The 18401-nt window shown below is 70.1% G+C and carries 15 protein-coding genes; 6 read left to right on the top strand and 9 right to left on the bottom strand.

What is annotated here, in order from left to right:
• Positions 1-177 precede the first annotated feature (177 nt).
• Positions 178-654: a hypothetical protein gene (locus ACSQ2F_RS17550; protein WP_436025150.1), complete on the bottom strand. Its 477-nt coding sequence runs from the start codon at positions 652-654 to the stop codon at positions 178-180.
• 271 nt (positions 655-925) lie between these two features.
• Between ACSQ2F_RS17550 and ACSQ2F_RS17545 the strand changes: the two genes are divergently transcribed.
• Together ACSQ2F_RS17545 and ACSQ2F_RS17540 are read left to right on the top strand one after the other, a co-directional pair.
• Positions 926-1465 (top strand): hypothetical protein, encoded by a 540-nt coding sequence (locus ACSQ2F_RS17545; RefSeq protein ID WP_436025148.1) that lies wholly within the window; start codon positions 926-928, stop codon positions 1463-1465.
• Positions 1462-2523, top strand: coding sequence for a S1C family serine protease (locus tag ACSQ2F_RS17540; protein WP_436025146.1), 1062 nt, complete (start codon positions 1462-1464; stop codon positions 2521-2523). The genes ACSQ2F_RS17545 and ACSQ2F_RS17540 overlap by 4 nt, the downstream gene beginning before the upstream one ends.
• Before the next feature lie 12 nt (positions 2524-2535).
• On the opposite strand, the gene ACSQ2F_RS17535 is transcribed toward ACSQ2F_RS17540, so the two are convergent.
• Together ACSQ2F_RS17535 and ACSQ2F_RS17530 are read right to left on the bottom strand one after the other, a co-directional pair.
• Positions 2536-3198 (bottom strand): potassium channel family protein, encoded by a 663-nt coding sequence (locus tag ACSQ2F_RS17535; protein ID WP_436025144.1) that lies wholly within the window; start codon positions 3196-3198, stop codon positions 2536-2538.
• A complete protein-coding gene (locus tag ACSQ2F_RS17530; protein ID WP_436025141.1) occupies positions 3191-4522 on the bottom strand; it encodes a TrkH family potassium uptake protein in 1332 nt (443 codons plus the stop codon). Before ACSQ2F_RS17530 ends, ACSQ2F_RS17535 begins: the two co-directional genes overlap by 8 nt.
• Before the next feature lie 369 nt (positions 4523-4891).
• Here ACSQ2F_RS17530 and ACSQ2F_RS17525 point away from each other — a divergent pair, with 369 nt between their 5' ends.
• Both ACSQ2F_RS17525 and ACSQ2F_RS17520 read left to right on the top strand, forming a co-directional pair.
• Positions 4892-6343 carry a pectate lyase family protein gene (locus ACSQ2F_RS17525; protein WP_436025139.1) on the top strand — a complete coding sequence of 484 codons (1452 nt, stop codon included), beginning with the start codon at positions 4892-4894 and terminating at the stop codon, positions 6341-6343.
• A 217-nt stretch (positions 6344-6560) separates the two neighbouring features.
• On the top strand, positions 6561-7121 hold the full coding sequence (locus tag ACSQ2F_RS17520; RefSeq protein ID WP_436025137.1) for a nucleotidyltransferase family protein: 561 nt from the start codon (positions 6561-6563) through the stop codon (positions 7119-7121).
• A 726-nt stretch (positions 7122-7847) separates the two neighbouring features.
• On the opposite strand, the gene ACSQ2F_RS17515 is transcribed toward ACSQ2F_RS17520, so the two are convergent.
• Both ACSQ2F_RS17515 and ACSQ2F_RS17510 read right to left on the bottom strand, forming a co-directional pair.
• A complete protein-coding gene (locus tag ACSQ2F_RS17515; protein WP_436025135.1) occupies positions 7848-8240 on the bottom strand; it encodes a DUF2306 domain-containing protein in 393 nt (130 codons plus the stop codon).
• Positions 8241-8493: 253 nt separating this feature from the next.
• On the bottom strand, positions 8494-11475 hold the full coding sequence (locus tag ACSQ2F_RS17510) for a YncE family protein (protein ID WP_436025133.1): 2982 nt from the start codon (positions 11473-11475) through the stop codon (positions 8494-8496).
• A 390-nt stretch (positions 11476-11865) separates the two neighbouring features.
• Here ACSQ2F_RS17510 and ACSQ2F_RS17505 point away from each other — a divergent pair, with 390 nt between their 5' ends.
• Positions 11866-12699 (top strand): YihY family inner membrane protein, encoded by an 834-nt coding sequence (locus ACSQ2F_RS17505; protein WP_436025131.1) that lies wholly within the window; start codon positions 11866-11868, stop codon positions 12697-12699.
• 3 nt (positions 12700-12702) lie between these two features.
• On the opposite strand, the gene ACSQ2F_RS17500 is transcribed toward ACSQ2F_RS17505, so the two are convergent.
• Together ACSQ2F_RS17500 and ACSQ2F_RS17495 are read right to left on the bottom strand one after the other, a co-directional pair.
• The gene (locus ACSQ2F_RS17500; RefSeq protein ID WP_436025129.1) at positions 12703-14025 is read right to left on the bottom strand and encodes an ATP-binding protein; all 1323 of its coding nucleotides are present in this window, start codon (positions 14023-14025) and stop codon (positions 12703-12705) included.
• Complete coding sequence (locus ACSQ2F_RS17495; protein WP_436025127.1) at positions 14025-14792, bottom strand: response regulator; 768 nt, start codon at positions 14790-14792, stop codon at positions 14025-14027. Before ACSQ2F_RS17495 ends, ACSQ2F_RS17500 begins: the two co-directional genes overlap by 1 nt.
• Positions 14793-14975: 183 nt before the next feature.
• Between ACSQ2F_RS17495 and ACSQ2F_RS17490 the strand changes: the two genes are divergently transcribed.
• A complete protein-coding gene (locus tag ACSQ2F_RS17490; protein WP_436025125.1) occupies positions 14976-15596 on the top strand; it encodes a hypothetical protein in 621 nt (206 codons plus the stop codon).
• Positions 15597-15660: 64 nt separating this feature from the next.
• Here ACSQ2F_RS17490 and ACSQ2F_RS17485 read toward each other — a convergent pair whose 3' ends face one another.
• Together ACSQ2F_RS17485 and ACSQ2F_RS17480 are read right to left on the bottom strand one after the other, a co-directional pair.
• A complete protein-coding gene (locus ACSQ2F_RS17485; RefSeq protein ID WP_436025123.1) occupies positions 15661-16488 on the bottom strand; it encodes a hypothetical protein in 828 nt (275 codons plus the stop codon).
• A gap of 265 nt (positions 16489-16753) precedes the next feature.
• Positions 16754-18367, bottom strand: a complete 1614-nt coding sequence (locus tag ACSQ2F_RS17480) for a mucoidy inhibitor MuiA family protein (RefSeq protein WP_436025121.1) — start codon at positions 18365-18367, stop codon at positions 16754-16756.
• Between the last annotated feature and the right edge of the window lie 34 nt (positions 18368-18401).

The following is an 18401-nucleotide window of genomic DNA, read 5'->3' as shown; positions in this document are numbered from 1 at the left end:
GGCGCCGGGCGGCCGCCGGGGCCGGCCGTGCCCGGTGGTCACCTGGCGGAGTCCGGGCTCATCGAGCGCAGCGGGCGCTGCGGATGGCGGGTCAGGCGCACGTGCCGGCCTGATGGATTCTCCGAACAGGCCCGCCGACGAGGCGGCGGGCATTGGGCGTTCGGACCCGCCGGGACGTCAGTGCGTCGCTGGCGCCGGCAAGCCCGCCAGGTCCTGCGCGGCGTGCCCGGTCCGGGCGACCTGCAGTTCCTGCGCGTGCCACTCATGCCATTGCACCGTGCGGCCCGCCGCCGTGGCACGTGCCTTGTAGCGCGCCAGGGCGTCGGCGGCGTCCCGGGCCGGGGCGTCCGGCGCAGGTTCTGCAGGGGCCCGCTCGTTCCACAGGGGCGTGCGCCCTGCGAGGCGCTGGCGGGTCTCCCACGCCCGCTGCCGGGCCTCGGCATCGGCCGGCAGGCGAGCCGCCGACGGTGACGCCGGCAGTTCGTCGTAGCGCGGTGTGCGACCGATCCGCTGCATCCGTTCCACATGGGCCGCATGCAATGCGCGTGTGTCGTCCGGGGCCGCGGCGGAAGCGGCGAGCGGCAGGAAGACTGCACTGAGGGAGGCGACGGCGAGCGTGGCCGAGAAGAGGGCGGTGCGGGAGAGGCGGGTCATGGTGGGTTCCAGGTGAGGTGCGAAAGGCATGGGCTCAATTTAGGACGGACCCGCAGGTGGATAAAGATGCCTCGGGGGAACGCTTTGTTGTTGCGGCGGCAACAGCGGCGGCCGGTCGTCGCAAGGCAGAGGGTTCTGCCCAATCCTTCGCGGAGTCGCCGCGCGCGAGTTGCCCGGCAGTGGCCGGGAAGCATTGGCCGCATGCTGTAATCCTGCGAATCCTCAACCCGCCCAGATCGTCATGCCGGCTTTGTCCGCCCCGCCTCGCGGCGTGTCCTTCGTCCTGGCGGCGGCCTCGGTGCTCGCGGGTTGCGCGCAGCCACCGGCGGCGCCGATCCGTGACCATGCGCCCGAGTCCGGGCCCTACGCCGCCCGGCTGCTGGTGCGCGGCGGCCTGCAGCCCAAGGACACCTACGGGCTCTACCTGTTCGACGGGGCGCAGCAATGTGTCGCAGCCCGGCGCCTGTCCGTCGGCAACTCCGAATCGACCGCGCCCTCCACCCTGCTGCGGGCCGAGCGCCTGGCCACGGTGCAGTCCTTCATCCTCACGGCCGAACGCAAGACCTGCGGAACCGTGCTCTCGTTCCTGCCGCGCACCGGCCGCACCTACGTGCTCACCGTGCGCAACGACGGCAAGAGTTGCTGGACCGAGCTCTACGACGCCACCGACCCCGACAACATGAACCTCGAGCTGACGGTGCGTCGACGCGACGGCGGTGGCCAGTTCTGCCGGCCGCTCGCGGCTTCGGTCGGAATCCCGGCGGCAGACGCCGCCACCGCACCGCCCGCTGCCGGGAGTGCCACGCCATGAAGATGCCTGCATTCGCTCCCGACGCCCTGGCGCGGCAAGTCGCGACACTGGCCCTGGCGTTCGGGAGCCTCTCGTCGGCCCAGGCGCTGACACCTGCCGAGGTCTTCGCCAAGGTCTCGCCCAGCGTGTGGCACGTGCGCACCTACGACCGCGATGGCCTGCGCCACCGGCAAGGCAGTGCGGTGGTGGTGGATGAACGCACCGCGGTGACGAACTGCCACGTGCTCTTCTGGGCGTCGCGCATCGTGCTGTCGCATGGCAAGACCTCCGTCGAGGCGACGCTGCGGCTGTCCGACCCGGAGCGCGACATCTGCGAGCTGCATGCGCCGCAACTGAAGGCCCCGTCGGTGAGCCTGGCGAGCATGCAGGCCCTGGCCGTCGGGCAGCCGGCCTACGCCGTCGGCTCGCCGCTCGGCCTGGAGCTGACCCTGAGTTCCGGCCTGGTGTCGAGCCTGCGCAATGACGACGCCGGTCGCCTGCGCACGATCCAGACCACCGCGCCGATCTCGTCCGGGTCCAGCGGTGGCGGCTTGTTCGACGAGCAGGGCCGCCTCATCGGCATCACGTCGGCCACCGCCCGCGAGGAGTCGGCGCAGAACCTCAACTTCGCCATCCCGGCCTCGTACTGGCTGGAGCTGCCCGAGCGACACACGGCTGCGGCAAAGGCCGTGGCCGACGGCAAGCCCAGTCCGCTGGCCAAGGCGCTGGTGCCGCGCGGCCCGTCGATCACCTTCAAGCCGGCGATGACGGTGCCGGCCAATCCCGCCCGCTCGGCGTTCGGCTTCTCGGACCGCGTGCCGTTCCTGAATGAAGCGGGCCAGGCGCGCTTCCGGCAGGAGTTCCTCAAGGCACCGTATCCACGAGCCTTCGCGCTCTCGGACAACGGCGCAAGCGCCGTGGCTTCGGGCGTGTCGAAGGCTGAACCCGACGTGCCGGCCGACCCGCAGGAGCGGGCGCTTGTCGCTTGCGAGCGTGCGGCCGGCAAGCCGTGCGTCATCTATGCGCTGGACGGCGAAGTGGTGTTCCAGCCGCCGCCGGCGCGGCCGGCCGGCTCCTGAGTCCGGGGCCGGTCAGACCCGGGCCGCGAACTTCTCGACCGCGCGCGTCGGGCCGGCCACGATGAGCAGGTCCCCGGCGCGCACCACCGTGTCCTCGCGGGCATAGATGAAGTCCTCGTGCCGGCGCTTGATGCCGACCACCGTCACGCCGTGCTTGGTGCGCACGGCCGAGTCCTTCAGGGCCCGCCCGTGCGTTTCCGAAGGCGATCGCGTCTTGGCAATCGCGAAGCCGTCCTCGAACTCGATGAAGTCGATCATCTTGCCGGTGACGAGGTGGGCCACCCGTTCGCCCATGTCGGACTCGGGGTAGACCACGTGGTGTGCGCCGACGCGCTCGGCGATGCGCCCGTGCTGCGGGTTGTTGGCCTTGGCCCAGATGTCCTTCACGCCCAGCTGGCTCAGGTTGAGGATGGTGAGCACGCTGGCCTCGAGGTTCTGGCCGATGGCGACGACCGCTCGCTTGAAGTCGCCGACGCCGAGCTGGCGCAGGGTTTCGATGTCGGTGGTGTCGGCCTGCACCACGTGGCCGAGCAGGCTCGCGTGCGCCTGGACGAACTCGGGCCGCACGTCGATGGCCAGCACGTCGTGACCGAGCTGGGCGAGTGCGGTCGCCACGCCCGAACCGAATCGCCCGAGGCCGATGACGACCACGCCGTCTGAATTCGTTTTACCCAACAATTGGCTTCTCCTCGGGGAATCGGTAAGGCCGGCGAGCGTGGTTGGTGGCGATGGCGGCGGCCAGCGTCACGACGCCCACCCGGCCGAGGAACATCAACACGATGAGCACCCACTGCCCCGCCTGCGGCATCTGCACCGTGGTGCCGGGCGACAACCCGACGGTCGAGAAGGCCGCGATGACCTCGAACAGCACCAGCTCATAGGGCAGGGCGACCATGGGGACGAGGGCGAGCGTGGCCAGCACCACGGTGCCGGCGCCCAGCACGAGGATGGTGAGGGCTTGTCGCTGCGCCGACGTGGAGATGCGGCGCCCGCGGAACTCCACGTCCTGGTGGCCGCGGATCTCGCTCCACACGATCAGCAGCAGCACGAAGAAGGTGGTCACCTTGACGCCCCCGGCGGTGCCGGCGCTGCCGCCGCCGATGAACATCAGCAGGTAGTGCAGGTTGAGCGACTCGACGGTGAAGGCGCCGACATCGACGATGTTGAAGCCGGCGGTCCGGGCGGATACCGAGACGAAGAGTGCAGCAAGGACCTGTCGCGGCGCGTCGAGCGCGCCGAAAGTGGCGGCGTTGCCGGCTTCTGCCCAGAGGAAGGCCAGGGTGCCACCGACGATCAGGGCGCCCGAACCCCAGAGCGTGAGCGTCGTGTGGATGGAGGCGACGCCGCTGCGCCGGCGCATGGCCAGCACCTCGTGCAGGACGGGGAAGCCGAGGCCGCCGATGATGATGCACAACATCAATGGCACGAGTACCCAGGCGTCGGCCGAGAAGCGGGTCATGCTGTCGGGCCAGGTGGAGAAACCGGCGTTGTTGAAGGCCGAGACCGAGTGGAAGAGGCCTTGCCAGAGGGCCTCCCGCCACGGCATGTCGTAGCCCGCCTTGAAGCGCCCGGCCAGCAGCAGGGCCCCGATGAGCTCGACCGTCACCGTGACCACCAGCACCAGGCGGGCCACGCTGCGCACGTCGCCGAGCGCCAGCGAGTGCGTCTCGGCTTGCAGCATGAGGCGCGATCGAAGCCGCAGCTGCCGGTTGACCAACAGGCCCAGCATGGTGGCCGAGGTCATCATGCCGAAGCCGCCCAACTGGAAGAGGCCCATGATCACCGCCTGTCCGAGGCCGGACCAGTACGTGCCCGTGTCCACCAGCACCAGCCCTGTCACGCAGACGGCCGAGGTGGCGGTGAACAGCGCCGTGAAGAATGGCGTGGCAAGGCCTTCGGCCTGTGAGGCAGGCAGCATCAGCAGGCCCGTCCCGAGCAGGATGACCGTCAGGAAGGCGATGACGAGCGCGACGGCGGGGTGCGAGAGGCGAGCGCTCAAGTGGGGCGGCGGGCGATTGCGGGGCCGGCCACTTTACTCCGCCCCCGACGCCCCCGCGGGGTCGGATCGGGGTGCCCCCCGGAGGTGAGGGCCCTCGTCGGGACGGCGGGCCAACCCGTCCGTTGTTGCAAGAACTGTTTCAGAGTATGTGCGAAGCCTCGGATTCCGCGGGTTACCGTTAACCTGCGCGCCTCACTCCGCAAAGGATCGCTTTTCGATGAAAGCTACCTTGCGCTCGGCGGTTTTTTGGCGCAGGCGGAGCGAGTCTTGCCGAGTTCGTCTCGCTCGCCTCGACGACCCAGGCGCCTCGTGCGCCGCGGCGTCGGGGGCGAACGGGGCCCCTTTGTCCATGCCGCCTCTACCCACAGAATGAACACACTGCTTTCTCCCCTGCGCCTCTCCCTGCTGGCCGTCGCCTGCGGCGCCGCCACACCCGCTCTGGCCAAGGACTGGCCGTCGGGCTTTTCCAAGTGCGCTGACGAAGGCGAAGTCTGCGAGGTCGGCGCCCAGCCGCGTCAAGTGTCGTTCGGCGTCAAGGACAAATGGGTCGTGAAGACGTTGACGGGCAACGTCCGGTGCACCGCCTCCAACTTCGGCGGCACGGATCCGAACCCCGGCCGCGCCGAGAAATGTGCGGTGAGCAAGACGGCCGCTCCGGCTCCTGCTCCTGCGCCGGCTCCCGCCCCTGCCCCTGCCCCTGCGCCAGCTCCCGCGCCCGCCCCGGCTCCGGCTCCCGCGCCTGCGCCTGCGCCGGCTCCCGCCCCGGCCCCCGCACCCGCACCCGCACCCGCACCCGCACCCGCCGCCCATTCCGGCGGTTTTGCCGGCAAGGTGACCGGTGGCGGCAGTGCCACGGCGGTGACCGTGTCGACCGCAGCCCAGATGCAGGCCGCCATCAACGCCTACTCGGGCACGGGCGGCCTGGTGCTGCGCTACACCGGCAAGTTCGACTACGCCGCGATCACCGATACCTGCGCCCAATGGCAGAAGCCGGCCGGCACCGTCGTCGAGATCAAGAACAAGGGCAACATCACCATCGAAGGCGTGAACGGTTCGGCCGCCAACTTCGGCCTGGCCATCAAGGGTGGCTCCACCAACGTCATCATCCGCAACATGACGATCGGCCTGCTCCCCGGCTCCATCGATGCCATCGGCATCGAAGGCCAGAGCGGCAAGTACCCCGGTTATGTCTGGGTCGACCACAACACGCTCTTCAGCAGCACCAAGGAGTGCTCGGGTGCGGGCGACCTGGAGTTCGACGGCCTCATCGACAGCAAGGCCGGCGCGCACCACATCACCTACTCGTACAACCACATCCATGACCACCAGAAGGTCGGCCTGATCGGCTCCAGCGACAGCGACGCCAGCGACCGCTTCATCACCTTCCACCACAACGTCTACCAGAACGTGAAGTCGCGCCTGCCCCTGCAGCGCGGCGGCTACACCCACCTGTACAACAACCTGTACAGCGGCGTGGACACCTCGGGCGCCAACATCCGCATGGGCGGCTTCTCGCTCATCGAAGGCAACTACTTCGAGAACGCGCAGAACCCGGTCACCTCGCGTGACAGCGACGCCATCGGCTACTGGGAACTGCGCAACAACAACATCCAGAGCCCGGCCGACTTCGCGCGCTTCGGCATCACCTGGGTGAAGAGCGGCTCCTCGCCCTCGCGTGATGCCACCGATTGGGTCACGACCGGCAACTTCCCCATCGGCATCCCCTACACCTACTCGGTGCAGGACCCGAGCTGCGTGAAGCAGAAGCTGCCGGCAGTGGCCGGCGCGGGCAAGGGCCTGGCGCAACTCAGCTGCAACTGATGGGTTGACCTCCCGTTCCGGGTGGCGCGGGTGAGGTTCGAAGGCCCCTGCCTTCGGCTGAACCGTCGCCATCGGAACGTGGAAACGGGGCGCGAGGCGAATGCCATCGCGCCCTTTTTATTGGCGACGCGCGCCCCGCGGCGGACCGTCCCATGCCGCTCACGACGGCACAATCACACCCCCGCCGCTCGACCTGCAGCCCTGCAGCTTCGCCCCGATGTCCCGACGCTTCATGGCGGATGTGCTCGCCAATTCGCACAACCGCGTCATCCTCGACCGCTGGCCCGCGCTCGACCTGCCCGATGGATGGCTCGTTGCCGGCTGCCTGTTCCAGACCGTGTGGAACCTGCGATGCGCTCGCCCGCCCGGGGCGGGCATCAAGGACTACGACATCTTCTATTTCGACCCGGCCGACCTGACCGGGGCGGGGGAGCGAGCCGTCCAGGCGCGTGCGGATGCGGTGCTGGGCGACCTGGGCATCACGGTCGAAGTGGCGAATCAGGCCCGCGTGCACCTCTGGTACCCCGACTTCTTCGGCGAGCCCTATCCCGCGCTCGAGTGCTCGCGCGACGGCATCGACCGCTTCCTTGTGGCCTGCACTTGCGTGGGCGTCCGGCCCGATGGCGAGGTGTATGCGCCGTGGGGGCTGGACGACCTTTATGCGGGACGGCTGCGGGCGAACCCGCTCACGCCCTACAGCGGGCTGTATGAGCGGAAGGTGCTGTCGTACCGGGAGCGGTGGCCGTGGTTGTCGGATGAGAACACCGTCGACGAGTGAGTCGCCTGCGGCGGAAGCCCTCCGGCCTTCGTAGCCTCGTCGTGAGATCGCAGGCGCGTCGTCACGCGTGGCGTGGTGAACTTGAATCGAACGGTGTCTTGGTGGCACCGCCGCGCCGGGACTCGGCCCGGCAGCCGAGTAACTTTCTGGCGCGCCAGAAAGTCACGAAAGAACGCTTGAACACCAGCTTCAGCTTATTCGTATCGTTGGTAATGTGAAGGTCTTACGCTCGGTGAACGCCGAGGACTTGAGCAGGCCAGGACGTCTCTCCAAGTCTGCTTGATCAGAAGCTCTTGTGTTCGGGCGCTCAATCGCCAACACCGCCCCGCGCCGCACCAGCCGGGCCCTCGTGCCAAGGCCGTGCCGCCGAGCCCAGCAAGCGCAGCGAAGCGCCCCTCAAGCCACCCGCGAGCCCGGGTCTCCCGGGCGACCCGGGGCGCCCCTTGGGGGCAGGAGCGAAGCGACAGGGGGGCCAACATCCTTCGCGGTGAACGCCGAGGACTTGAAGAGGCCAGGACGTCTCTCCACGTCTGCTTGATCACAAGCGCTTGTGTTCAGGCGCTCAGGCGCCACCACCGCTCCGCGGCGCGTAAGCCGGCCCTCGTGCCAAGGCCGTGCCCCGATGCTAGCAAGCGAAGCGACGCGCCCCTCCAGCCACACGCGAGTCCGGGTTTCCCGGACGACCCGTGGCGCCCCGTGGGGGCAGGAGCGCCAGCGACTGGGGGGCTAGAACAGTCCTCCGAGGAACCGGCTGGGTGCGAGCGCGAAGAGGCCGGCGATCAGGCCGCCGGCGCAGGTCATCTGCATGGCGAGGCGGTGGCCGGCGATGTTGCGTTGGCTGACGAGCCAGAGGCCGCGGCCGATGCCGGCGAAGGTGGCGAGGGTGAGCAGGTGGATGGCGGTGTAGCCGGCGATGTTGGGCAGGCTGAAGTCGCGGATGAAGAGGCTGGAGAGGGCGGTGCCGAGCATCAAGGTGACCCAGGCGTGGCCCGCGCTGCGGTGCAGGCGCGAGCCCTTGCGGGCGGCGAGCGCGAAGGGGGCCAGGGCCAAGGCGCTCAGGGCGAACACGAGGTGCACGAGGACGGCCGGGGCCAGGGCAGAGAGGGAAGCGGTTGTCATGGTGGCGATCTCCTGAAGGCGATGCGCCATCCTCGGCAACCTGCGCCCGGTACGCCACGTCGCTGCGACGAACGGCACGCGTGCGACGTGAACGGACGATGGGGCCGGCGAAATGCAGCGGCGTGCGTTGGCGCTCGCCATGCGACGGCGTCGCTGACCGCAAGTCCGCGCCCCTCAGGGATCGCGATCCGGCCGCCCCAAAGGAAAAAGCCCCCGGGCCTTTCGGTCCGGGGGCCTGAGGGCAAGAGAACGCTCAGAGGTTGGAGGCCACCTGCCGGCCGGTGCCCGGCACGACGCAGGTGTACGTCACCGCGTTGCCACTCGTGAGCGCCGTGGCGCGCAGCTGGGCGTCGGTGGCCGTGGCGCCAGCCGGCGTCTTGAAGACGCCGCTTGCGGCCTCGTAGACGTAGCCGACATGGCGGCCGCCCGACAGCGTGTGGGCCACCAGGTCGCACTCCTTGGCGGTGCCGCCGAGGATCTTCGAGGTGAACGACGCCGCTGCGCGTGCCTTCAGCAGGTCGACACGCGGGCCCGCCGTCAGTGACGTCGCCTGGCCGTAGGTGACCTGCTGGCCGACCACGGGGGCGAGGTCGGTGTCGTAGGCGAGCAGGAACTGCTCGACGTCACGCTGCATCGGCACCGCCTCGGCATCGTTGTACGGGAAGCCCATCTTGCCGAAGCTGCTGCCCATCAGCGCCAGCGCGGGCAGGTCGGTCAGCGTGCCCTTGTGCATGCGCTCGTACTGGATCTTCGGGTCGTTGAACTGGAAGAGGTTGACGAAGCGGAACAAGGTGTCGAACGCGCCGGTGTGGGTGTAGCCGTAGCCGCGGATCTGTTTGCCCTGGAACGGCGCGCCGGGGATGCGGACGGTGGTCAGCTCCTTGGTGCCGAACATGCCGACCTTGGTGTACAGGTCGCGCAACTGCGGGATCTTCAGGATCTGCGTCTCGCCCTCGAAACTCGATTCACCCCCGGTGCCGAAGCGGCCGTTCGCGGCGTCGAGGCGGTGGCAGCCTTCGCAGGTGAAGGAGGACTTGCCGAGGCCGAGCAGGTCCGCCTGGGACTGGGCGCCCGGCAGGCCGTCGAAGGGACGCACGGTGCCGTCCGGGTTCTTCGGGCCGAAATAGATGTCGCGGCCACGCTGCTGCGAGGGCGTCAGGCTGTTGTCGATGGCCCGGATCGGGTTCGGCGGCAGTTGCACCTGCAGCTGGAACTTGGCGAACTTGTCCATGATGTCGATGTCGGCCTGTGTCGGGCCGGTCGGCGGAGTCTGCTTGCCCAGCAGGCCGCCGAGCGCGACGATGAAGTTCTTGAAGTTCAGCACTTCGTTGTCCCCGTAGGCGGCACGCTTCTGCGTGTTGTCCTGCGAGCCGATGTAGCCGTCCACGCCGAAGAAGCCGTTGGAGCGGTCGCCACGCCAGTGCATCGCACCGGAGTTGGTGAGGCCGATCAGGGTCTGGGTCGTCATCGGGCCCTTCATCGGGTGGAAGTCGTCCGGGACGTTGGTGCCGTTGAGCTGGTTGATCTTGAACACGATCTGGCCGATGAAGGCCGGCAGGTTGATCGGGATCGGGCTCTTCTCGACCTTGGCGTTCGGGTCGCCCAGGTCCCACGCCAGTTCGTCCTTGTCGCCGAACGTGTGGCAGGCCGAGCAGGCCGACTCACCATTCGCCGAGGTCAGGTTGGCGTCGTAGAGCATCGGGCGGCCGACCACGATGTCGGCGGGCTCGGGGTTCGGCATCGCGAGCTTGGCGACTTCCTTGCGCTGGGCCAGGTCGATCACCTTCACCGCGTTGTCGAAGCGGGTCGTGACGTACATGCGGTTGTGCACTTCGTCGAGGACCACGCCGCTCGGGCCACCGCCGCTGACGGTGATGTACCGGGCGCTCTGGGTGCGCGGGTTGAAGGTGTCGGCCTCGAGCGAGGCGGTGTCGAAGACGCCGATCTTGCTGGAGCCGAAGGCCGTCACGTACAGCGTCTTGCCGTCACGGGTCACCGCCATGTCGAGCGGGGTCGACAGGCTGTGGTCCTTGGTCGTGGGATCGAAGCCGGCGTGGCTGGCGAGCTTGGTGTAATCGATGTGCTTGTTCAGGTGCCGCGGCGTCGCCGTGGTGCCCTGCACGACGGTGATGCGCGTCTTGGCGATCTGGCCCTGCACCGTGCTGCCACCGAACTCACCCGAGCCTTCGAACCGGATGTGGTTCATGGACTCGTTGTTGGACACGTACAGCTTGCCGCTCACCGGGTTGGTCACCATGTTGAACAAGGTGGTGCCCACGTGCGGGATGGCGGCGCGTTCCGTCAACTGGTTGGCATCGACCGCGAACACGTCCAGGTCGGGCATCTCGAAGTTGACGGCCTTGCTCCAGTCGCGGCCGAGGGTGTCGAGCCACTTCTTGCGGTCGTTGTCGTACTTGACGATCAGGCCGACCTCCGGGGCCGGCTTGCCCTCGTAGTTGATGGCCGGTCCGGGCAGGCCGCCCGGCATCCACTGGCCCTTGCGCAGGCAGGGCAGGCGCGAGAAGTTCGGGCAGATGTAGTCGGAGTGCACGACCGTCGTCTGGTTGCCCGACTTGAACGCCGCCACGTACACGGTGTTCTTGTCCGGGCTCACCGCAAGGGCGCGCGGCGTGTCGGCAAAGAAGCTCATGATCTTGGCCGGGGTGCCGCCCACGGCGGTGCCGAGTGCCGCCGGGTCGAACACCCAAACGTCGGCGCGGCCGACACCGGGGGTGGTGAGCTTCGGGTCGCCGGCACCTGGCACACCCGCCACCGACGGGTCGGTGCGGTGCTGGCCGCGGTGGGCGGTGGTGACGAACGCCCGTTGCTGCGTTCCGGCGAAGACGATGTCGCGCGGCTGGTCACCCACCAGCAGGGTGCGGGTGACGCGGGGCACGCCATCCAGCGCGACGATGCTCACGCTGTCGGAGACGTGGTTCACCACCCAGACCTCGCCGCTGTTGCGCACCGCCACCGAGACGGGCTCGACGCCGACGGGCACACGGTGCGAGAAGGTCAGGCCGGTGGCGCCGACGTTGAAGATCTCGAGGGTGTTGTTGGGTGTGTTCACGGCGAAGAGTTGCTTGCCGTCGGCCGACATGGCGACGGGCCGCACCGGGCCGCTGTCGAAGGTGATGGCAGCACCGGCCTGGCTGGACGCCAGGAGCAGTGCCGGGACGGCGAGCCGGGCGGGGAGCCCTCTCAACCAGTTGCTGATCTTGCCGTTTAAGGCCATGGGTCGCTCCTTTGAGTAATGCGGGCGTTCCGTACGTGCCGGTCAGGCAGCCACCCCGCTTTGACATTGGGAGTGGCACGGTACTGCCCGGCTCGGGTGGAAAGCAACGTCCAAAAGGATGGGCGGGTGAACACCAAGAGGGGCCTGAAAAACGAGCCCGCTACGAGGTGAGCCGCACGCTTCTGACGCGAGGCGCGGGCCTGCGTTGCGCCATGCATCTCCGGGTTGATGCGGATGCCGGCCCGCCGCGCGAGCCGGGTTCGGCGCGTCGAAGCTGTGCGGCTTTCCGCACAGGGCGACGCTGCCGTCACCGATCGATTGCGCCGTGCGGCGGGCGGGGGGCGCGCCGTGTGATGATGCGGCCCGCGCCTGGGCGCCTCCCATCCCGACATGCTTGCCTTCTTCCGACTGACCCTCCGCCGTGCGCGTCAGGAGCGCATGGCCCAAGTGGCCGGCAGCCTGACCTTCACCACCGTGCTCTCGCTGGTGCCGCTGCTCACCGTGTGCCTCGCGGTGTTCACGCGATTCCCGGTGTTCTCGCGGTTCGAGCGGGCCCTGGAGGAGCACCTTCTGCGCAGCCTGCTGCCGGCGGACTTGTCACGCACGGTATTGCAGCACCTGCGCCAGTTCGCCGACAACGCGAACGGGTTGACCCTCGTCGGCACGCTGCTCCTGCTGGGCGCGGCGCTCGCCTTGCTGCTCACCATCGAGAACGCGCTCAACCAGATCTGGGGTGTGCGCCGCGGGCGGCCGCTGCTGAAACGGGTGGGCCTGTATGCGGTGATGCTGGCCGTCGGGCCGCTGCTGCTCGGAGCCGCCCTGTGGGGCATGTCGTACCTTTTCGGAGCCTCGCTCGGACTGGTCGACGCACTGCCGCCCGAGGCGCGCTTTGCCCTGACGCTCGGGCCGCTGGCGCTGGCCGCCGTCGGGCTGTCGGCCTTGTTCCGCTTCGTGCCGAACGCGCCGGTGCGCTGGCACGAGGCCATCGCCGGCGGGGTGCTCGCCAGCCTGGCGCTCGAGGGGGGCAAGCGGTTGTTCACTGCCTATGTGCTCAAGTTCCCCACCTACAAGGCGGTCTACGGTGCCTTCGCCAGTCTGCCGGTGTTCCTGCTGTGGCTCTACTTCTCGTGGCTTGTCACGCTGGTCGGCGCCCTGATCGCAGCGAGCCTGGGCGGCGCTGGCGCCAAGACCGAGGGCGCTCGTCCGCGGCGGGCGCGACGCTGACTGTCAGCCCGGAAGATTGCTTCGTGCGGGAAGGTCCAGCCGGGCCTCCAGCCCGCCCCCCGGGCGGTTGGCCAACTCGAAACGCCCGCCCAGTGCCCGAGCCAGCTCGTCGACGATCGCCAGCCCGAGGCCCGTACCGCCGGTGTCCCGGTGCCGTGAGGATTCCAGCCGGGTGAAAGGGGCGCGCATCCTCGCCAGTTCGTGATCGGGGATGCCCGGCCCGTGGTCGCTCACCGTGATCCGCACGCCGTCGTCCCGACGGGACAGGGCGACTGCTGCCGAGCCGCCGAAGCGCACCGCGTTGTCCACCAGATTGCCGAGCAGCCGGCGCAACGCGAGCGGGCGGGTCAGCACCGGTTCGATCGGCTGGGCATGCAGGCTGACGGCATGGCCCATGTCGATGTGGTCGCACACCAGTGCATCGAGCAAGGCGGGCAGGTCCACCCGACACGTGGGCTCCGCACCGGCCTGCGCGCTGCGTGCGTGGGCCAGGCCTTCCTCGACGAGTGCCTGCATGTGGGCCAGGTCGGCCTGGAGCTTGTCGCGCAGGTCGCTGTCGTCGAGCAGTTCGGCGCGCAGTCGCATGCGGGTGAGCGGAGTCTTGAGGTCGTGCGACACCGCCGCGAGGATCAGGGCGCGCTCGGCGTCGTGCGCGCGGATGCGCTGCTGCATGGCATTGAAGGAGGCGGCCGCCCGGGCCACCTCCGACGGCCCGTCTTCCGGCAGCACCGGTGCCGCGTCGCCCGGACGCAAGGCATCGGCCGCGCTGGCCAGGCGAGTGAGGGGCCGCGTGGCACTGCGCACCGCGACCCAACCCACCGCGCCGAAGACGGCGAACTGCAGCGCCACGATGCCGGCCATCAGGGGCGTGACGCCGGCCTCCAGCGGCCACAGCGCCACGCTGAGCGGTGTGCCGTCGGCCAACTGCAGTTCCAGCCAGCGGACCTCGGCGCCTTCATCCCGGCGCACGCGCAGGGCACGGTTGCCGTCCAGCGAGGTCTGCACGGCCGCGACCAGGCGCGCTGCGGCCGTTGAGCGGTCGTCCGTGCTCGCCGGCGCGGGCGCGAGGGCATAGCGGTAGTTGGGCCGGGACAGCACGGGCAGCCAGGCCGCGCGCTCCGACGGCGGCAGGCCGTCCAGCACCTTCACCGCCGAAGCGAGGTCCGGCCCGAGGTAGTCGATCATGGCCGTGCGCGCCAGCATGGCGCGACCTCCGGCCAGCCATCCAAGCGTCAGCAGGTGGGCCACGGCGAGCGTGAGCATCAGCAGCAGACTGACCCGGGCAGCCAGGCTGGGCGGCCACAAGCGCAGGGACGCAGCGCGCATCACGCCGGTTCGTCCGTGGGTGCTGTCGACCGCAGGGTCACCTGCGGCGCCACGGCGGTCGACAGCACGTAACCCTCGTTGCGGACCGTCTTGATGTAGCGCGGCTCCCGAACGTCGTCACGCAGGCGCCTGCGCAGCCTGCTGACCAGCAGGTCGATGGAACGGTCGAAGGGGTCGGCATCACGGCCCTGGGTCAGGTGCAGCAGGTGATCGCGGCTGAGGATCCGCTGGGGGTGCTCGAGCAGCACGCGCAGCAGGCGGTACTCGGCCCCGGTCAGCGCCACCACCGTTCCGGCGGCGTCGAGCAGGTGCCGGCCGACCGTGTCGAGGCGCCACGCGCCGAAGGCCAGGGTGGCGGCGGCGCTGGCGGGCTCGCGGCCCGGCGGCAGCGCCCGGGTGCGCCGCAGCACGGCCTTGATGCGGGCCAGCAGTTCGCGGGGCGAGAACGGCTTGGACAGGTAGTCGTCGGCGCCCATCTCGAGGCCGAGGATGCGGTCGGTCTCCTCGCCGCGCGCGGTGAGCATCAGCACGGGAAGGTGGGCGGCGCCCCGGGCGCGCAGGTCGCGGCACAGGGCCAGTCCGTCCTCGCCCGGCAGCATCACGTCGAGCACGACCAGGTCCACCGCCGTCCGCGACAGGACGGCTCGCATCTGCCGTCCGTCGGCGGCCGCGCTCACACGCAGGCCGGAGCGTTCGAGGTAGTCGCGCAGCAGCGTTCGGATCTCGGCGTCGTCGTCGACGACGAGGATGTGATCGGGCGATTCCATGGTGCGACCTTAACCCGCAGTGAAGCCCGCAGGGGGGCGCCGGGCCGACGGGTTTGTATTCGAACTTGTCTGGCCCGGCTGCCGACACAGCCGCACGCGAGACGCCCCGTGTCGAACACATGCGGGATACCTGCGCCTGCTCGAATGACCGCCTGCACTCCACCGTTTGAAGGAAGCCCCGCCATGACTCGCATCCTCTCCCGCCCCGAGCCCTTGAACGGGCGCTTGATCCTGGGCCTCGCCCTGGCCGTGATCGCGGTGGCCGCCGCCGCGGCGGCAACCCAGGACGGACTCACCGACGCCTGGCGCGTGGCCATCCGCAGCACGGCCCGCACCTCGCTCCTGCTGTTCCTGCTGGCATTCGTCGCCGCCGCCTGGCATGCGCGATGGCCGGGCGGCCTGAGCCGCCAGCTGGCCGCACACCGGCGCGAGTTGGGCCTCGCGTTCGCCGCCTCCCACGCGGTGCACGCCTGCGCGCTGGCCGGGCTGGCCGCCAGCGACCCCGTGACCTTCGCCTCGCTGGTGAACCGGGGCATGTGGATCGCCGGCGGCATCGGCTACGCCTTCATCGTCGCGATGTCGGTCAGCACGGTGGCGGCGGTCCGCGATCACATGGGCGAGCGCGCGTGGCGGGTGCTTCACCTCGCCGGCACGTACTACCTCTGGATCGGCTTCGTCAACGCGCTCGCACGGCGGGCCGGGGATGACCCGGGGTACTGGCTGGGCGTCGCCGTGCTGGTGCTGGCGATGGTGCTGCGCTGGCTGCCACCTGCCCCGGGCGCGATGCGTCGCGCCGGCCGGTGAGCCAGGGCATGCGCCGGCCGACGGCCATCGGTGACGATGGTCGGCGCCTCGCCGCGGCGCGAGGTCAGGGCGCGAACGAGCGGCGCAGGCGCGTCGCGCAAGCGGAAGAGACGGCGCCGAAAGCGTGAGCGGCCGACCGCCACAGCTGGGCCCCCGTCCAGCGCAGCGGGTGGGACCGGGCGTGCTGCAGTTCCGCGGCGAGGGCGTCGTTGCTGCGCACGCTGCGTTCGAGATTGCGGCGACCCTGCTCGATGTCGTGCAGCATGTCGGCGAAGCAGGTGCGCGCGTCGTGGGCGACGATGTTGCGCTGCCAGGCGTCCACCGTGAGGAGCGACTCCACCCGGGTCGGGCGCAACTGGCCGGTCTTGCGTTCGGCGTCGTTGAAGTCGAACACCAGGCCGAACTGCTCGCAGAAGCGGTTGCGTCGAACGTGGTTCTCACCGATGGCCAGACCCTCTTCCAGGTCGGCGCAACGGACCTCGGCCTGCGGCCAGCGCCGGGCCCAGGACACGATCTCGTTCATCAGGTAGGTGCCGATCCGGTGGCCTTCGAGGCCGGGCAGGTCGAGGAAGATGGGCTCGGTGGCCAGCGCCGTGCTGCCGAGGGTGACGACGGCCCGGCCGTCGGCCGTCTGGACGCAGTGGGCGGCGAAGCAGCCGTTGCCGCTGCCGAACGTGTGGCCGGGGAGGATCCGCTCGTAGTGAAGCTGGATGGAGAACTCGCGCAGCGTGCCGTCCAGGCCGCCGCGGTGGGCGGCCTCCTGCCGTTCTACCAGGACCCAGGCAATGGCCGGCGCGTCCGGGTCGGTTCGGTCCCGGACGTCCAGCACGCAAAGTCGCGGCGTGAGGCCGTGGAGAGGAAGCCGGTCACTCGGCGGCGAGGCGATGGGCATGGTGCGCAAGGGGTTCGGAGACCCAAGCGTGAAGCAATACGCGAACCAGCGGCCCGCCCGCGCGCGCTTGCCCGGTGCAGCCCATCCGGCCGGGGACCGGAGTGACAGATTGCGGCAGGAACTGCCCAGGGCGGTCGTTCGGCGGGGGCCCAGGGCCGTCGCTCGCGACCCGGGTCGGCCCGGCCCCTCCCGCGAACGGGGAGGGGCCGACACGCCGTGCCATGGCATCGGTTCCAGGCCGATCGCCCCCAGCGGGCACGGCGCCTCATTCGTGGCTGAGGCGAGCGTCCTTCGGGTGGCTGATGACGTAGCGGGCCGTCACGCGCGTCGATGCAGCGGGCGCGAGCTCCAGCGACCAGGCGGCCACGCCCGGCTGCGAACGCCATGCGAGTTCGGCCGGTTGCGGCGCGAAGGTCGTCGTCACGCGAACCTGCTCGTCCACTGCCACCGGAGCCGCTTCAAGCACCTGCACGCGCACCGGCGTGGCGTGCCGGTTCTCCAGCCGGTATGCGCGCGCCACCGTGCGCTCGGTGCGCGACCCGGTGAGGCCGGCGCTGCTCGTGGTGTCGGTCTCGGGTTCGACCTCCACCCGCACGCGTTCGTCCCGCCCGAAGGCCAGCTCCAGTCGGGCGAGGTCCGGGGTGGTCCAGCGCGAGCTGCCGACGAAGGCGCCGTCCCGGTAGAGCTGCAGCGCGCCATCCGGCCACACGCCGGGTGGCACCGGCACGCTGGCCACGAGGTAGGCGCTCGCGTCCTGGCGCGGACTCGTGCGCACGAACTGCTCGGCCCGGGTCTGATGTTCGCCGATCGCGAGCGCCACACGTTGGCCGCTCGATGGCACGTCGATGGCTTGTGGCACCGTGAACTCGGTGGCGAAGGCGTTGTCCTGGACCGTGACATCGAAGCTGGGTGGCGCCTCCTGCAGCTCGCTGCCCGCACGGTCGAGTGCGGCGACGGGCGCTGCGGCCCGAGGCGCGGCCGCTGCGAAGACGCGCGATTCTTCCGGCAACCGGATCCCCACCCGCCATGGCGAGGGCAGCGGGCCCGCCGTGGCGGCCCTCGGTTGCCCGGTCGACAGCAGCAGCTTCACGCCGCGCCAGTCTTCCCCGGTGGATTGAGCGACGAGGGCCTGGCGCTCGATGCGAACCTGGCCGCTTCGGCTGTCGAGCATCGCGCGGTAGGCCGGTTGCCAGCTCGGGCCATTGACCTGGTAGATCAGGTTCACGGTGGCCTCGGCCGCAGCGGCGAGCGTCACGCTGACGTGGAGCACCTCCTTGCCGGCCTGGGCACGCCCGCGCTGCGCTTGCAGCGCGCTGAGGCGGGCGTTCAGGTCCGCTTGCTCGCGTTCGAGCTGGCGCCGCTTCAGCAGGGCTTGCTGACCCGTGCGTTGCAGCGCCTCCGCGACCGCGGCGATCTGCTTCGGGTCGAGCGTGGGCCGGCGGCCCGCCGCATCCGTGGTGGATGCGTCCTTGAGGTAGCCCGTGACGAGGTCCAGCGCGTCCGCTTCGGCCCCGAGGGCATCCCGCTGGGCTTCCAGCCGGCGAATGCTGGCGTCGAGTTCGCCGGACGCGCACTCCGGTGCAAGCGCGCGTGCCACCGTGGTCACCGACAGCTCACCGATGCGGACGGACGCGGGCGCGGCGACCTGAAGGCTGCGCGCATCGAGGCCTGCCGGCAGGCAATGGAACGTCACCGAGCGGGCGCCCTGGGAGACCCGGGCCTCGCGCTCGATCGTGGCGGCCCCGGGGTAGACCTTCACCCCGGTGATGCGCGACGTGGCGGCCGAGGCCGTCGGTGTCTGGGCGTGAGCCGGCGCCATGAGCGCGGCCAGGCAGAGCCATGTGGCCGCGCAGAGCGACGGGCGGTGAGTCAGCGGCATGAAGGCGGCCGGAAGTTCTGGAGCCGCCTTTATA

Source organism: Rhizobacter sp. LjRoot28, from assembly GCF_964253025.1.
Lineage (GTDB): Bacteria > Pseudomonadota > Gammaproteobacteria > Burkholderiales > Burkholderiaceae_C > Rhizobacter.
This window is presented reverse-complemented; position numbering and strand designations above follow the sequence as displayed.

Bases quoted from the DNA above. Each gene is read 5' to 3' on its own strand.
- ACSQ2F_RS17525 (WP_436025139.1), top strand. From the start codon at position 4,892: ATGAACACACTGCTTTCTCCCCTGCGCCTCTCCCTGCTGGCCGTCGCC.
- ACSQ2F_RS17480 (WP_436025121.1), bottom strand. From the start codon at position 18,367: ATGCCGCTGACTCACCGCCCGTCGCTCTGCGCGGCCACATGGCTCTGC.
- ACSQ2F_RS17490 (WP_436025125.1), top strand. From the start codon at position 14,976: ATGACTCGCATCCTCTCCCGCCCCGAGCCCTTGAACGGGCGCTTGATC.
- ACSQ2F_RS17515 (WP_436025135.1), bottom strand. From the start codon at position 8,240: ATGACAACCGCTTCCCTCTCTGCCCTGGCCCCGGCCGTCCTCGTGCAC.
- ACSQ2F_RS17510 (WP_436025133.1), bottom strand. From the start codon at position 11,475: ATGGCCTTAAACGGCAAGATCAGCAACTGGTTGAGAGGGCTCCCCGCC.
- ACSQ2F_RS17540 (WP_436025146.1), top strand. From the start codon at position 1,462: ATGAAGATGCCTGCATTCGCTCCCGACGCCCTGGCGCGGCAAGTCGCG.
- ACSQ2F_RS17495 (WP_436025127.1), bottom strand. From the start codon at position 14,792: ATGGAATCGCCCGATCACATCCTCGTCGTCGACGACGACGCCGAGATC.
- ACSQ2F_RS17550 (WP_436025150.1), bottom strand. From the start codon at position 654: ATGACCCGCCTCTCCCGCACCGCCCTCTTCTCGGCCACGCTCGCCGTC.
- ACSQ2F_RS17505 (WP_436025131.1), top strand. From the start codon at position 11,866: ATGCTTGCCTTCTTCCGACTGACCCTCCGCCGTGCGCGTCAGGAGCGC.
- ACSQ2F_RS17485 (WP_436025123.1), bottom strand. From the start codon at position 16,488: ATGCCCATCGCCTCGCCGCCGAGTGACCGGCTTCCTCTCCACGGCCTC.
- ACSQ2F_RS17500 (WP_436025129.1), bottom strand. From the start codon at position 14,025: ATGCGCGCTGCGTCCCTGCGCTTGTGGCCGCCCAGCCTGGCTGCCCGG.
- ACSQ2F_RS17520 (WP_436025137.1), top strand. From the start codon at position 6,561: ATGTCCCGACGCTTCATGGCGGATGTGCTCGCCAATTCGCACAACCGC.